The following is a 14,711-nucleotide window of genomic DNA, read 5'->3' on the forward strand; positions in this document are numbered from 1 at the left end:
GACATGAAAAAATATATTATTTGCTTATTTATTATTGTGAGCACTTCACAATATGGATGTAAGAAGTTTTTGGATATTACTCCCATAGATAAACTTACGGGAAATAATTTTTACCAAACAAGAGAGGATATGGAAGCAAATATCACCGATATGTATGGTGAGTTATTTGATAAATATACAAAAACCGCTTTTGCCGGAGCGACAGGAGAATTTCGCTCTGGTGAAGTAATTCCAGCTCAGGAGGGTGGTACGGGTCGCTCTGCGTCAGGACTAATTGGGGGGCATACCAGGCAAACGCCAAACCCGCAGGGAAGTACAGATAAGCAGAATGTGCCATTAACAACTGTTAACGACAGACTTCTTTTGGCCGCGATTCTCGATGGGCAAGCTTGGTCTGGCTATAATTTTGGTGATTTAACCAAATGGGATGAGTATTATAGAGTTATACAATCCGCTAACCTTATGATCAGTAAAATCGATGATGGTATTGAAGCGCTCACTCCTGAAGAATCTAAACGCTATAAGGCCGAAGCTAAATTTATTCGTTGCTTCTGTTATTTTCAAATGGTTCGGTTATATGGTGATGTCGTTTATTATACTGCTGCTTTTCAAAAAGATCCTTTGCCAAGAGAGAATATGGTTTCAGTAATTACAAAGTGTATTGCTGACCTAAAGGATTTTAGGAATGATTTGCCTACAACTTTTACTGATCCGTCGCAGAGAGGGGTTAGAGCGAGTAAAGGTGCCGCTATCGGTTTATTAATGAATATGAATATGTGGAATGCGGGGTTTGATGTTGCAAACAGAACTTCTTATTACCAAGAAACAGCAGCCTTGGGAAAAGAGATCATGGACAGTAAGGCTTTCCGTTTGCTTCCAATTGGAGAATGGGCTAAAGTAGTAAAAGGTCGTTCTGAAGAAAGCCTTTTTGAGCTATTTAGAACAATAAATTACAATCAGGATTTGAATGATCCTTTCGCACAGGCAAATGCATATTCACCTTTTGGGGATGCATTTATTCACTTCCCATATAAGCAGCCTGAGTACACCCACAGATATAGCTATTCAGTATTTTCATCAGAGTATATGAGAAAACTTTATCCTGAAGATGAGACTGATTTGAGGTTAACCATTTGGTTTGTAGCTCCGTTTGATCAAAATGCATCGACCTTCCAATTGAGGAAATTTGCTTTGAATACGTTTGCTGATGTGAATAACCCCAACCTGGATTTAAATCCAGATAATACTTATTTAATTATGCGTTATTCTGATGCTATTTTATTGCGTGCAGAAGCGCTGGCTAATTTGAATCCAAATGATCAAACGGCGATCGATTGCTTAAACGAGGTTAGAAAAAGAGCAGTGGCAACACCGTACATAGAGGGTACTGGTAATTTGAAGGACGCCATTTTTCTGGAAAGATCTAAAGAATTGATGGGCGAAGGTAGCCGATATTTTGACTTGGTTAGGACCAAGAGAGTATTAAGCAAAGAGTGGACTGATAATCCGTTGACTTCTGATAAGTTCAACAGAGGAGGTTGGACATGGCCAATTCATCCTAATGCATTGTTCAACAATCCGAAGATGAGCTTAAACACTTATTGGATTGGTTCAGGTCTTTAATTTTAAATAATAGATAAATACATGAAAAATATTATTAAACGATACTTAAAACCTGTAGCAACATTATCGATTTTGTTGGCCATGGTAATTACCTCTTGTAAAAAAGATGACTATTATAATGATGGAGGTAAAGCGGATCCTGTTTTTAAGGGGAATATGATGCAATTTTTGGAATCCAATGATAAGTTTGATACGATAGCTCAGATTGTTAAGCTAGCAGGCATGGAAGATGTTTTTAAAAATGAAAATATCACCTTTTTTRCRCSAWCMGMTKWASYTNNATCAKWMKWAYMRTYRKCTTKKTWAMWASASSTANAYTNCSANTKGMSRGGTGGATTAAATCAACTATTGTTTGATGCCGGAAGAGATACCCTTAAGACACTTTCAGATGTACAGCCTGAGATATGGAGGAAATTTTTAGGAAGATATATTTTTAAAGGCTCCTATAAATTGAAAGATTATCCTCAGATCGATTTTGATTTAAGGGAATTGTTCCCAGGTTCATATTATTATACCTACGATAGTGATGTTGCAAACATCGGAGTTGTATATAATTCCGTAAATGGAGTTAAGTATGTTGGTTATCGTCAATTGGCGCTGTCGTATTTACCGGATCGATCAAATCCGAGTAACTTTGGTACAGCAGCAGTTGCGACCTCGGATATACAGCCAAGTAATGGTGTTGTACATGTACTTGCCATTACAATAGCAGATAAAATTGGAGATGTACCAACCAACTTTGCTGCAAATGTATTTGGGTTTAATGTTGACTTTTATAATGATGTACTTTTTACCAGGTAGGATTATAACAATTAAAATGTGAATAGGAACAATTTAAAATAAGCATATGAAATTTTTTAAATATATAAGTCTATCAATGATCCTTGCTACAGTAGTATTTACTGGCTGTAAGGAAAAGGAAGCTTCGTTTGAAGATCCTTATCAGGGTGGCGTAGCACCGCTGGGAATTAAGATTGATCGCCAGCAAATACCCGTTCCCTCTGTTGGGATGGCAGGAACTGTAATTACTTTTAAAGCCACAGGTTTAGTGCCTCATAAAGATAAGGTTCAGTTTTTGTTTAATGGTGAAAAAGCAGAGATCACGGAAATTACTGAAGCCGGAATTAAAGCAAAAGTGCCCGGAAGAGCCAGTTCAGGAGTTACGGCTWYKRYRMTCKWCSGAYMKTWGSTATTTGGACCAAATTTTACGGTTACAGGATTTGTTAAAAAAGACCCAACCTTTAAAGTGGTTGCCGGAACAGATGGTCCAGTTGATAAGATTTATGAGTTAGCGGGGGGTAATTTGTTGCTTTTGGGTGGTTTTCAAAATTATGACAACAAGGGTATTGTGAAGCCAATAAATCGTATAGTAAGAATTTTCCCTGATGGAACTTGGGATCGTTCATTATTAAGCGGACCTGCTGCAAACGGTGACCTTTACGGCATGGCCGTTGTAAATAGTCAATGGTATCTTGGAGGGGCTTTTAGTGGGTATGCCCAAAGAGGGGGTATCAATAATATAACCAGGGTTAGTAATCAGGGAACTATCGATACGATGATCCAGGAAACTTATACAAAAAAGTTAATATATGTTCCTACGTTTAATGGTGGAACTGACGGTGCAATCACTGAAATTTATGCTTATAATAATAAAATAATAGCAACAGGTAATTTTAAATATTATGTGTCTCGTCGTTATGACCAGCCAAGCAGACAACTGAAAGACAGTACCGTGATTGATACGGTGGATGTACGTCAGCTGGTGCGTTTTAACACCAATGGTACGTTAGACAAAACCTGGAGATTTGATCCAAATGCAACTGGTTATGGTGGTAAAAAAGGTAAAAGTTGGCCTGGATCAAATGGCTATATTAGAACAATTATGCATAGCGATGGAAAGATTTTGGTTCATGGTAATTTTACCAAATTTGATGACCAGCCGGCAGGATACATTACCAGATTAAACGCCGATGGAACGATAGATCCTACGTTTAATCCGGGAGGAGCCGGAGCCGATTTTGTCGTTAGTTACGCAAGCTATAATGAGGTAACCAAGAAATACCTGTTATGTGGAACCTTCAAAAAATTCAATGGTGTAGCTGCAGAAAGTCTTGTTATGTTGAATTATGACGGTTCAGTCGACCAGTCATTTGTGCCTAAAAAGTTTGTAGGCGGTTTCCCTGACTTCACCAAGCAGTTGAGCGATGGTTTATGCTTAATAGGCGGATACTTTAAGACTTACGATGGGGTAAACAGGCAAGGTTTTCTTATTTTAACTGATAAGGGAGAGATTGCTGATGGGTATAATAATGTGGGGAACTTATTGGGTAAAATCAATAATGTGTTTGAAACCAAATCTGCAGATAATAAAAGAGCACTGCTGATAGCCGGTTCATTCTTCATTTTTGATAACCTCGAGACCCATAATATTGTTAAGGTAACACTAGAAAATTGATTATATTAACATATATAATCCAGACATGAACCAAATGAATTATAAATCAAAGAATATGAAAAAACATCAATTCAAATATTTTGTTAGTCTAACACTATGCTTGCTGGTGTTTGCAACATCCTGTAACAAGGATTTCGAAAAAGTAATCCCTGATTCGCCGGACAATGATGGTAATGTTACTTATAGGATACCAAAAGTTCTTTATCTAATTGTAGATGGTGCTCGTGGTACCTCGGTCAGAGATGCAGGAGCTCCAACGTTAAGAACACTTATTGATAGTGCTGTTTATACCTGGACGGGCTTAAGTGATAATACGAATTATACAGATGCAACAAATTGGACCGATATGTTGACGGGAGTAAAAAAGGAAAAGCACAATGTTCTGACAGAAGACTTTGCAGGTAACAAACTTGAAAATTACCCGGTTATATTTGAACGCATCAAATCACTAAAACCGAGTTTTCGTATTGCCTCCTTTGCTTCATCGGACTTATTTAAGAGTAAGTTAACTACTGGAGCAGATGTTACCGAATCATTTGGCGGAAATGATGATGCTGTTACTTCAAGATTGGTTGAGTTTGTAAAAACAGATACGGCATCTCTTATTGTTGGACAGTTTGGCGGTGTTGAAAAGGCAGGGAAGGCTTCTGGATTTGATAATTCCTTTGCCCCATATAAAGCGGCTATTAATAAGTTTGACAGTCAGGTTGGTGAAGTCTTGGCGTCATTAAAATCGAGGCCTACTTATAACAAAGAGAACTGGTTGGTTATTGTAACTTCTAATAAAGGTGGACAATTTACATTACCTGTGGAGCAAGATGATAAGACTTTGTTTAGCAATACCAACGTGAATACTTTTACCATCATCTATAACAATAAATATAATCCCACCTTTATTGCCAGACCGTTTTTAGGAAATAGCTATTCCGGCACTGCTGTTAGATTTAAAGGTGAACCTGAGAAAATTAAAGGTGTGGTACAAGGAGCTGCAATTAATAGTGAATTTAATTTTGGACCTGATGCGGATTTTTCAGTTTCTGTGAAAATCAAAAAAGGAAAAACCAAGAATACTTCAAAAGGAGATTATTGGTATGAATGGCCTTCGGTATTAGGTAAGAGGAATAATAGCAGCTGGGGTCAGGCTGGATGGAACATCTGTTTGTTTTATAATGGGTGGCGCTTTTTTGGAGCGGGCGGTCAGGATAATTCAAATGGTGATGAAGTTGGTGGTCTTGACTTTAGTGGGGATACCTGGCATGATTTAACATTTGTGGTGGAGAAAAAAGCTGATGGCAGGAGATATATCAGAATGTATACCGATGGAGTAAAGGGGATTACAAATAATGGAGGCGGATTTGAGGCCAGTCCTGCAAAACCCCATACAAATGATAGGCAATTATCCGGATTTCCAAACTATAATAACAATGATCCTTTAACAGTTGGATTTGTTGGAGGTGATGTTAACGGCGATAGGGGCGTGATTAACGTTCAGCTGGCTGAACTGAAAATATGGAAAACTGCACTTTCAGAAACAGTTATTAAACAATATTCTTGTGACCCGACTATGGACCAAAGTCATCCAGCCTATGACTACTTAGCTGGTTACTGGCCAATGGTTGATGGTTCTGGGACGAAAATCAAAGACAATGGACCATTTGCTGCTGATTTTGTATTAGAAGGACCTTATAACTGGGAAAAATTTACAGACCTGATGTGTTCACCAAGCAGCACAAATTTAGGTGTATTGGTTCCCAAGAACTCAGACATTCCTTCTCAAATATTAAGCTGGTTTAATATTCCAAGACAGGAAAGCTGGGCTTTAGATGGCAGGGTTTGGATTGCAAATTAATTTAGGATTTCCAGGGCTTGCTTTATTAAGCCCTGGAAATCCATTTAAAGATCATTATATATTTAAAATATGAAAAGAATATTTACCACTGCACATTTATGCCTGTTGGCAATTTCAGCTATGCTGATGATGTCATGTGAAAAAGAAAAGCTGTCTGGGGTGCTTGCTAACGAAGAGGTTAAAAGTGTTAATCTTAGCGTGGACAATCGAGTTGATGTTGGTAGCGGCGAGAACTTTACATTAAACAGCGATGAATTAGTGATTCCAATAACAGTCAATCTATCGGATGCATCTGGAACAGCTTTCAATGTTCAGCTAACACCTAATTTGGATACGATTGCTACACTTGTTGGTAGTGGAATACTACCTGCGGGCACAATATCCCTGGCCGAGCAAACATTTAATTTTCCTCCGGTGATCGATTTTGCCTATGGAGTGAAGAGTACAACTTTTAATCTGGCGGTAAGTAGAAGTTTTGTGGAGAGAAATCATACCAAGTTATTGGCGCTGGCTATAAAAATTTCATCTCCGTCTAAAGGAAATGCAATTGATGCCAGCAAGAGTGCCGTTATAGTTGTTATTAATGCTGCAGAAGCGATTGCTGCCGAAGATGTTCATTATATCTCATTTACTGCGGCTGGTCCTCCTTATTTTGTGCCAACTGGAACTAATTATGCAATTGGTACACAGGATGTGACGATTCCGCTAAATCTTGCTCTTGCAGGACTTGCTGGTTCTGATTTTACTGTAGATGTAGCACCGAATGACGCATTGGTTACTGCACTGATAAATAATGGGACGCTTAAAAATACAGTAGTACTAAGTTCAAATAGCTATTCACTTACTAACCCCAAAGTTAAGTTTCTTTCTAATGAGAACAGTGCGAAAGTTGAACTTAATGCCAGGATTTCAGAATTTTTGAAGACGACCAATAAAAAAGTAGCAATTGGCCTACTGCTTAGAAATCCTTCCAAATTTCAACTCGATGAAGCGAAAAAAAGCATTGTGGTAGTGATTGATCCGGATCATTTCAGGCCTTACAATGGAAGTCCTTTCCTTATTAAGGGAACTATTGGTGCCGTTTCTGATATGATTCCTGCTGCACAGTATGATTTTGGCGGTGAAGGAGTTGCATTCCACGATACAGGTGGTAAAGATGGTGTTGGTGATTACCGACCAAATGATAATGTTGATGTGGGTGACTATACTCCACGTAGTGTCGTAGGCTGGACTTCTGATGGCGAATGGTTAACCTATACTGTTAATGTGGAGGAAACTGGAGAGTATGAGTTGAACTCCCTAATCGGTGCACCAGGAGATAATGGAAGGTATACAGTATACTTTGATGGGGTAGACATTACAGGGACTTTAGCTGCAGGCAAAACACCTGGGGAATATGGTGATCAACAACCGAACAGAACAACAGTTCAACTTACAAAAGGACGACATATTATGAAATTCTTCATGAACGTAGGAGCTTATGACGTAAGGGGATGGATCTTTACCAGAAAAAAGTAATAAATTTGTAAATACATTATAACGAACTAATTAACACAGCGATTGTTAAGATATTATCATCGCTGTGGTTTAAAAAATATACCAAACTTTAAATAGTATGAACAAACTTTTTATTTTGCTATTAAGCATAGTTATTTTTGCTTCCTGTTCTAAAACTAAGGACATTGAGGCAGAACCTGTCGAACAGAAAAGACCATTTGTAGATTTTGAAGCTGTTCCAGGAGACGATCCATTTACCTTTGACTTCAAGAATAATTCGAAGGAATATAAAAAGCTTGAATGGCGCTTTGGTGATGATAGCATTTCATATGAGAATGCTCCAAGTCATATATTTGCCACTACGGGCACTTTTGAAGTTAACTTAACAGCAATCGCTGAAGATGGATCCACCGCGAAGAAAGTGGTACTTATTAAAATTATTCCAGACAGCGCAGTAAACTTTATCGCAAAAAGTCAAGGTAGCAATAAGGTGAAATTTGATGTTAAATCGTCAAAAGTTAATATCAAAGATTTTTCATGGGATTTCGGAGATGCATCTGCTGGATCCACCGAAGCCTCACCAATTAAAGAATACGAAGGGGGTAAACTATATACCTCTAAATTAAAGGTAACTACAGAAAAAGGTTCTGTTTTTACAGTATCCAAACTGGTAACCAGTAATGGTACCGTGGTGGATGTAACAAATAAGTACCTACTTAACGTGGGCCCTAAATTTGTTGCCTCACAAAGAGTTGGTAGCAGATGGGGTGTTGTAGCAGATTGGCGCGTAAACGACGCAGTGAAGCAAAGAGAAGGTAACATGGGTGGATGGGATGAATGGGAGGGCAATAGTATGTCTATGGAATCTTGGGGCGGAGAACCTGATATCGTGAATGGTAAAATACAGCAAACTGCTTTATTCCCACTTCCAGTAGGTGAGTACTATTACACCTTGTTTTTCCATGATTATCAACTTAAAGATCAGTTTTATACTGTTATTGTAAAAGGAGACGAAATACCAAATATTGATAATGTTGAAAACAATCCCATCGTTTTAGGTTATACAAAATCATCAGGGAATGCCCCTCTAAGTTTTACTACGAAATTCAATGTGGCTATCCAATCTAACGTAACTTTTGGATTTGTTGCTACCATGATCCAAAATGACCAAAACTTCAAGCTTACGTATATTAAATTATATAAGTTAGATATTTAAGCTTTATTTTTAGTAAAGAGAAAGGGCCTAATCATTGTGATACAGGCCCTTTCTCTATTTTAAAGCCTCATAGATTTCGGTAAACAACAAACCGCTTCCGCCACCGTAATGAAATACCATAGGGATTTTGCGATTTACTTTTCTGATCACCTGCTCTAATTCTGTTTCTTCAGTCTTTTCTAATCCTGCCCCCACCAAAACCAAATCAAAGTCTGCCGATCTAAATGTTGTAATTGCCTGTTCCAGGGTATTTGCACCTATTGCACTCATTTCAGTATTGGAATTTACCAGCCTCACAACTGTATTTAGAATTTCCTGATGGGTGCAAACCACCAAAACCTCGGTCTTTTTCATATACTCTAATTAATAATTCATTGGAACCTCCATTAAAAGGACTTCCGTATCGTTAATTGCTTCAATGGCTATATGTTCAGTTTCCCAGATGCCGAATCCGTCTCGTTCATTCAAGATTTGATCGCTAATTTTTACATCGCCCTTAATTACAAATACATATAAGCCATTGTCTTTGTTTTTAAAATGATAATCTGTTTTGATCCCCTTATCAAATTTACCAATATTAAACCAGGCTTCCTGATAAATCCAAACACCCTGATCATCTTTATCTGGAGATAAGATTTGAGTGAGCTGATTTGGTTTCATCAAAGTATCATATCTTTCCTGGTGGTACCTTGGTGTTACATTGCGTTGATTTGGAAACAACCAGATCTGAAGAAATTTTACCGGTTCATTTCTGTTTTTATTAAACTCCTTATGGTAAATCCCGGTGCCGGCACTCATTACCTGAATTTCTCCCGCTTCAATAACCGCTACGTTTTCAAGGCTGTCTTCGTGTTGTAAGGCTCCCTCAAGAGGAATGGAAATAATCTCCATGTTATCATGAGGATGCTCTCCAAATCCTTTTCCTCCATTGACCCAGTCGTCGTTAAGCACTCTTAAGGCGCCAAATTGGATTCTTTCAGGATTATACTGCATGCCAAAACTAAAAGTCTGATAGCTTTTAAGCCAGCCATGATCTGCAAGTGTACGCGTTGCAGCGGTATGTAATATTGTTTGTGCCATTTTGATTTTATTAAGCAAATTCTGATCAGACTCCGTCAAAAATGAGTTGCCTGGCCAATTCGATTTCTTTCTGACTAATTGTGTGAACTCTTCCGCCATAAATCTTCATAGAAGTTTTTGCATTCATTTTTTTAAGGATACCCTCGCTTACTTCAACTCTCCTTACCGGAACATGAGGATCAGGATCACCCGTTGTTATCAATATTGGCGTTTGTTGAAAATCGCCTTTATAGTTCCTCATGTTTATTTCTTTGCCGATTAATCCGCCAGTAAAGGCAACTGTACCGCCATATTTGGCCGCATTTCGGGTAATATATTCAAGCGTTAAACATGCACCCTGTGAAAATCCAACAAAATAAATTTTATCTTGAGGAATTCCTGAAGAGATAATTTCGCCGACAAGTTCTTTAATCACGGTAAGTGCGGAATCTAAAGCCGGTTGGTTTTGTTCAACAGGAGCTATAAAGCTATACGGGTACCAACTGTTATTGCTAGCTTGGGGAGCAAATAAAGCTGCATCGTCCACCTTTAAATGATTGTTTAAAGAAATGATCTCCTCAGCTGTCGATCCGCGGCCATGCAAAAAAACAATAGCTCTTTTAGCCTCAGCAACAGGAATACCTGCGGTTATAATATTTTTATTGTGTGTATACATGTTAGTTTATTTTAGGTAAAATGCCTTCAATTTCTGCCCTCATGTTTTCATATTGAGCAGGGAGTTTAAGGTTTGACCCTAATTCTTCTAAAGCTTCATCAACGGTAAAACCTGGATTATCGGTAGCAATTTCAAAAAGTACACCACCTGGTTCGCGGAAGTATAAAGAATAGAAATAGTTACGATCAATCTTTTCTGTAATGTTCAAACCCATTGCCACAACCTTATCTCTAAAGTACATTAAAGTAGCCTCATCTTTAACCCTGAAGGCAACGTGGTGCACAGATCCGCTTGCAACATGACCAACAGCTTCACCAGGGGCCTCAACAAGGTCAACAATGGCGGCGTAGGTTAMWGNATSWRTAACAAAACGGGACCTGTTTACTTCAGTTTTTTCCAATTTATATCCAAAAATGTCTGTTAAAACTTTAGCAGTACCATCCATTTTATTGGTTGTTATAGTTACATGATGAAAACCATGGGTTGCATTTTCTTTGCCTATTTCAGGGGTGGTCCATTGTACCCTTGCATCAGGAGTTTTAACTTCAGTCAGTTCAAATTTTAATCCATCAGGATCAAGGAAAGTCAGATACCGTTCGCCAAATTTTTCAGCAGGTTTATTGTAGATTACATTGTTTTCTTCTAACCTGTTTTGCCAGAATTCTAAACTCCCGGCGGGAACACTGTACCCAATTTCGGTTACCTGTCTTGAGCCCCGTCGGCCGGTCATAATTCCTTCCCATGGAAAAAATGTCAAAATACTTCCCGGTGTTCCTTGTTCATCACCGTAATAAAAGTGATAGGTATGTGGGTCATCGAAGTTTACTGTTTTTTTAATCAATCGTAAACCTAGTATTCGGGTATAAAAATCATAGTTCTTTTTTGCGTTTCCTGCAATTGCAGTGATGTGGTGCAGGCCTAAAATTCTGTTGTTCATGGCTACCTATTTTAATGGTTTAATTACTTAATTCTTAAATAACACTACAAATTTAGGGGGAACTTTTATTTTAAATCTTACCATAGATTAAGAAATGCGTAGCTTTATATTTAGATATTAAAGTATGATTAGATTCATCCTCTCCGTTGTTTTATTGTCGGCTAGCTTGGTGTCAAGTGCGCAAGACTCCATAAGTATTAAAATTTACCCTAAGTACGATAGTGTAAGTAAGTTTCATCGCTTTTTGTTTGGAGAAAATTACCGCAAGGAGTATGCAATGAGTACAAAAGTTCCCATTATCAGAATATCGGAAATTAAAGGTGGGTTAACACCTGTCAAAAGGGGCGGGGGCAACCAGTCGCATTCTTTAAGACTGGTAGATAAACAGGGCAAGGAGTGGGTGCTTAGAAGTGTAGAGAAGTTCCCGGAAATATTGTTGCCGGAAGTGTTCAGAAGAACGTTTGCAGGTACGGTAGTGAAAGACAATATGTCGGCTCAGAATCCATTCTCGGCCTTGGCAGTCCCTGATATTGCAGATGCTGTAAATGTGCCACACAGCGATCCGATGATTGGTTGGGTATTACCAGATACCGGATTAGGTGAATTTGCCAAGGTATTCCAGAATACACTTTGTTTACTGGAGGAAAGAGAACCCGTAGGTGATACTGATAATTCGGAGAAAATGATGCGCAAGTTGACAGATGATAATGACAACATTTATGATGGACGGGCATTATTAAAAGCAAAAGCATTGGATGCCTTATTGGGAGATTGGGATAGGCATGAAGATCAATGGAGATGGAAGCCAGAGAAGAATGCTGATGGAACTATGAAATATCTTCCCATTCCGAGAGACAGAGATCAGGTCTTTTATTTGTCGGAAGGCCTTGTGCCAAGATATGCGCAATCATCATGGCTTTTGCCCATGATACAGGGGTATGAAAGAAGCCTGCCTGATATTAACTGGTTCTTTTGGGAAGGAAGAGCCATTTATGGAAGATGGTTTTCCGGGATAGATGAGAAGGAGTGGAACGAGGTGGTAAAGGATTTTTGTGCTTCTTTAACCGATGAGGTGTTTGAAAAGGCGCTTAAAAAACTACCTGAACCTGGATATTCTCTTCGCCATGATAGCATACTGGCCCAGCTTAAAGAGAGAAGAAAGAACCTTCCTGAATTGATGAGTAAGTACTATCACTTCATAAATAGTATAGTTGATATACAGGCTAGTAATAAGAATGAGCTAATCAATATAACAGATGCTGCTGATAAGGCTTTAAATGTAACAATCCGTAAAATATCTAAGGAAGGACATATTAAGGATGTTATTTTTAATAGAACTTTCGATCCAAAAGTAACCAGAGAAATTAGGTTATACGTGAAAGATGGCAATGATAGCTTAATATTAAATAATAAAACCTCAGCTATTAAACTAAGGATAATTAGTGTTGAGGGTAAAAAAACATTTCATGTAGAAAACTCGCTTCGCAAAATCCGGGTTTACGGTAAAGATGACAACATCGCTTTTACGGGGAATACAAACAAGTTTCTTAAGCGGTTGGATAACGACACCTCTAACACTCACTTTGTGTACACAGACCTTTATAAAAGAAAGATGCTGCTTTTAAATGCCAGTTACAATATTGATGACAGGGTGTTACTTGGTTTATCATATAAAATTACCCAACCCGGTTTTAGGAAACTGCCTTATGGAAGTACACATTCGTTCTCATTTTTGCACTCTTTTGCAACATCCGGGTTTAGATTCAACTATAGAGGAGAAATGTTTAAAGTTTTAGGCAATGCAGATATTGTATTACAAGCGGATGCTTTTGCCCCCGAGAATTCGCAGAACTTTTACGGTTTAGGTAATGAAACCACTTTTAATAAAACCGGAGGTTTTGTAAGATATTATCGTGCAAGATTTAGTTTGTTTCAGATAGATCCATCTATAAGATGGAGGATGTCAAAATCTACCTTTAGTATAGGACCGTCACTGCAGTATTACCGGTACAGTAAAGATGATAATGAGGGCCGTTTCATTAACAATACTTCCGAGTTGCATTCGCCAGATAGTGCAACCATAACAAAAGACAAGTTGTATGCAGGATTAGTTGCAAATTTTACAAACAACAATCGTAATAGTGATATTTTGCCTACTTCGGGCACTTTCTTAGAAAGTAAATTACAGGTTTATAAAGGGATAAATGGCGAGTCGAATTCTATGGCACAGCTGAGTGCATCCTTCTCAGTTTATCAAAAGATAGATAAAGGAAGCCGGTTTGTTTTAACGGACAGAATTGGTGGGGGTGTGACGGTGGGTAAACAGGCATTTTATCAATCCAGTTTTCTGGGAGGACAGGGTAATTTGCTTGGGTACAGAGAATTTAGATTTGGTGGCCAGCATAGCGTATATAATAATTTAGAATTGCGGGTAAAAGTGGCAAATTTTATGAACTATATACTGCCTGGGCAATTTGGACTATTGGGTTTTCATGATGTGGGCAGGGTATGGAGAAAAGTAGAAACGTCTGATGTTTGGCATCAGGGATACGGTGCCGGTTTATATTTCGCTCCGGCATCACTAACCGTGTTTCGTTTTGTAATGGGGCATTCAAATGAGGGCTGGTATCCTTATGTAGCTATGAAATTCAGATATTAAGAAGTATCAAAATTTGGTAAATTACTTGTTTTAGGTAACGGGAAATGTAAGAAAAGCCGTAATTTAGAACTCTCGTTTGAAAACCATCAAAAATTAGTTGTGATGAAGAAGAATTTTGTATCTAATTCTAGAGAATCTATTAGAATGTTTAAAAACCCACTTTTTGAGGGTTTATCTAAAGTGCCATATTTTGTACCGCTTATTGTGTATGTTCCGGTTGTAGGATATTTCTCCTGGGTATCATTCAGTGCAAATGGAATTTTAGGTTTTCTTGGATATTTTTTGTTAGGATTATTTATCTGGACTTTAACGGAATACGTGCTTCATCGCTTTGTTTTTCATTTTTATCCAAAGTCTGAATGGGKYWWMMGAWYTYASYTNATTTTTCATGGTGTTCATCACGATTACCCAAACGATGCGCAACGACTGGTAATGCCGCCTTCTGCAAGCATACCACTGGCACTGGCATTTTTCTTTCTTTTTAAATGGTTACTTGCTCCGGCCATGCTTGAAGGTTTTTTTGCCGGATTTATTTTCGGTTACCTTTGCTACGACATGACGCATTATATGTTGCACCATGCGCAATTCAAAAACGCTTTTTGGAAGAAACTTAAGCAACAGCACATGTTGCATCATTATGATGACTCTACAACGAAATATGGGGTGACATCTGATATTTGGGATAAAGTTTTTGGTACCAGATAATAAACTGCTAAGACTTTAATTTTTTTTCCGCGTAG

The 14,711-nt window shown here is 38.2% G+C and carries 10 protein-coding genes and 2 pseudogenes; 8 read left to right on the plus strand and 4 right to left on the minus strand.

Annotated elements, in window-relative coordinates; translation table 11 throughout:
* Positions 1–3 precede the first annotated feature (3 nt).
* The 6 genes and pseudogenes from N824_RS08205 (at position 4) to N824_RS08230 (ending at position 8,640) form a co-directional block, all read left to right on the plus strand.
* Positions 4–1,623, plus strand: a complete 1,620-nt coding sequence (locus N824_RS08205; protein ID WP_048904612.1) for a RagB/SusD family nutrient uptake outer membrane protein — start codon at positions 4–6, stop codon at positions 1,621–1,623.
* 348 nt (positions 1,624–1,971) lie between these two features.
* Positions 1,972–2,424: a hypothetical protein gene (locus N824_RS30090; protein ID WP_152542031.1), complete on the plus strand. Its 453-nt coding sequence runs from the start codon at positions 1,972–1,974 to the stop codon at positions 2,422–2,424.
* A gap of 46 nt (positions 2,425–2,470) precedes the next feature.
* Positions 2,471–4,078 (plus strand): annotated as a pseudogene (locus tag N824_RS08215) (DUF5008 domain-containing protein).
* A gap of 55 nt (positions 4,079–4,133) precedes the next feature.
* Positions 4,134–5,927, plus strand: coding sequence for a DUF4983 domain-containing protein (locus N824_RS08220; protein ID WP_161662276.1), 1,794 nt, complete (start codon positions 4,134–4,136; stop codon positions 5,925–5,927).
* Positions 5,928–5,996: 69 nt separating this feature from the next.
* Entirely contained in the window at positions 5,997–7,445 is a 1,449-nt protein-coding gene (locus tag N824_RS08225; RefSeq protein ID WP_048904616.1) for a carbohydrate-binding protein, read from the plus strand.
* Between the two features lie 97 nt (positions 7,446–7,542).
* A complete protein-coding gene (locus tag N824_RS08230; RefSeq protein ID WP_048904617.1) occupies positions 7,543–8,640 on the plus strand; it encodes a DUF5013 domain-containing protein in 1,098 nt (365 codons plus the stop codon).
* A gap of 54 nt (positions 8,641–8,694) precedes the next feature.
* Here the strand turns inward: N824_RS08230 and N824_RS08235 are convergent, their stop codons facing one another.
* From N824_RS08235 to N824_RS08250, 4 genes and pseudogenes are all read right to left on the minus strand, one after another.
* Positions 8,695–8,994: a hypothetical protein gene (locus N824_RS08235; RefSeq protein ID WP_048904618.1), complete on the minus strand. Its 300-nt coding sequence runs from the start codon at positions 8,992–8,994 to the stop codon at positions 8,695–8,697.
* Positions 8,995–9,003: 9 nt separating this feature from the next.
* Positions 9,004–9,720, minus strand: coding sequence for a pirin family protein (locus N824_RS08240; RefSeq protein ID WP_048904619.1), 717 nt, complete (start codon positions 9,718–9,720; stop codon positions 9,004–9,006).
* A gap of 25 nt (positions 9,721–9,745) precedes the next feature.
* On the minus strand, positions 9,746–10,375 hold the full coding sequence (locus tag N824_RS08245) for an alpha/beta hydrolase (protein ID WP_048904620.1): 630 nt from the start codon (positions 10,373–10,375) through the stop codon (positions 9,746–9,748).
* 1 nt (position 10,376) lies between these two features.
* Positions 10,377–11,312: pseudogene (locus tag N824_RS08250) on the minus strand (ring-cleaving dioxygenase).
* A 124-nt stretch (positions 11,313–11,436) separates the two neighbouring features.
* Here N824_RS08250 and N824_RS08255 point away from each other — a divergent pair.
* Both N824_RS08255 and N824_RS08260 read left to right on the plus strand, forming a co-directional pair.
* Positions 11,437–13,971 carry a BamA/TamA family outer membrane protein gene (locus tag N824_RS08255; RefSeq protein ID WP_048904622.1) on the plus strand — a complete coding sequence of 845 codons (2,535 nt, stop codon included), beginning with the start codon at positions 11,437–11,439 and terminating at the stop codon, positions 13,969–13,971.
* A 102-nt stretch (positions 13,972–14,073) separates the two neighbouring features.
* Positions 14,074–14,676, plus strand: a complete 603-nt coding sequence (locus tag N824_RS08260) for a sterol desaturase family protein (RefSeq protein WP_048904623.1) — start codon at positions 14,074–14,076, stop codon at positions 14,674–14,676.
* Positions 14,677–14,711: the final 35 nt, after the last annotated feature.

The sequence above is a fragment of the Pedobacter sp. V48 genome (genome assembly GCF_000523515.1).
GTDB lineage: Bacteria > Bacteroidota > Bacteroidia > Sphingobacteriales > Sphingobacteriaceae > Pedobacter.

What these genes read in the sequence shown, in the direction of transcription:
- N824_RS08255 (WP_048904622.1), top strand. Translation starts at nt 11,437, where the DNA reads ATGATTAGATTCATCCTCTCCGTTGTTTTATTGTCGGCTAGCTTGGTG.
- N824_RS08225 (WP_048904616.1), top strand. Translation starts at nt 5,997, where the DNA reads ATGAAAAGAATATTTACCACTGCACATTTATGCCTGTTGGCAATTTCA.
- N824_RS08230 (WP_048904617.1), top strand. Translation starts at nt 7,543, where the DNA reads ATGAACAAACTTTTTATTTTGCTATTAAGCATAGTTATTTTTGCTTCC.
- N824_RS08245 (WP_048904620.1), bottom strand. Translation starts at nt 10,375, where the DNA reads ATGTATACACACAATAAAAATATTATAACCGCAGGTATTCCTGTTGCT.
- N824_RS08240 (WP_048904619.1), bottom strand. Translation starts at nt 9,720, where the DNA reads ATGGCACAAACAATATTACATACCGCTGCAACGCGTACACTTGCAGAT.
- N824_RS08205 (WP_048904612.1), top strand. Translation starts at nt 4, where the DNA reads ATGAAAAAATATATTATTTGCTTATTTATTATTGTGAGCACTTCACAA.
- N824_RS08220 (WP_161662276.1), top strand. Translation starts at nt 4,134, where the DNA reads ATGAAAAAACATCAATTCAAATATTTTGTTAGTCTAACACTATGCTTG.
- N824_RS08235 (WP_048904618.1), bottom strand. Translation starts at nt 8,994, where the DNA reads ATGAAAAAGACCGAGGTTTTGGTGGTTTGCACCCATCAGGAAATTCTA.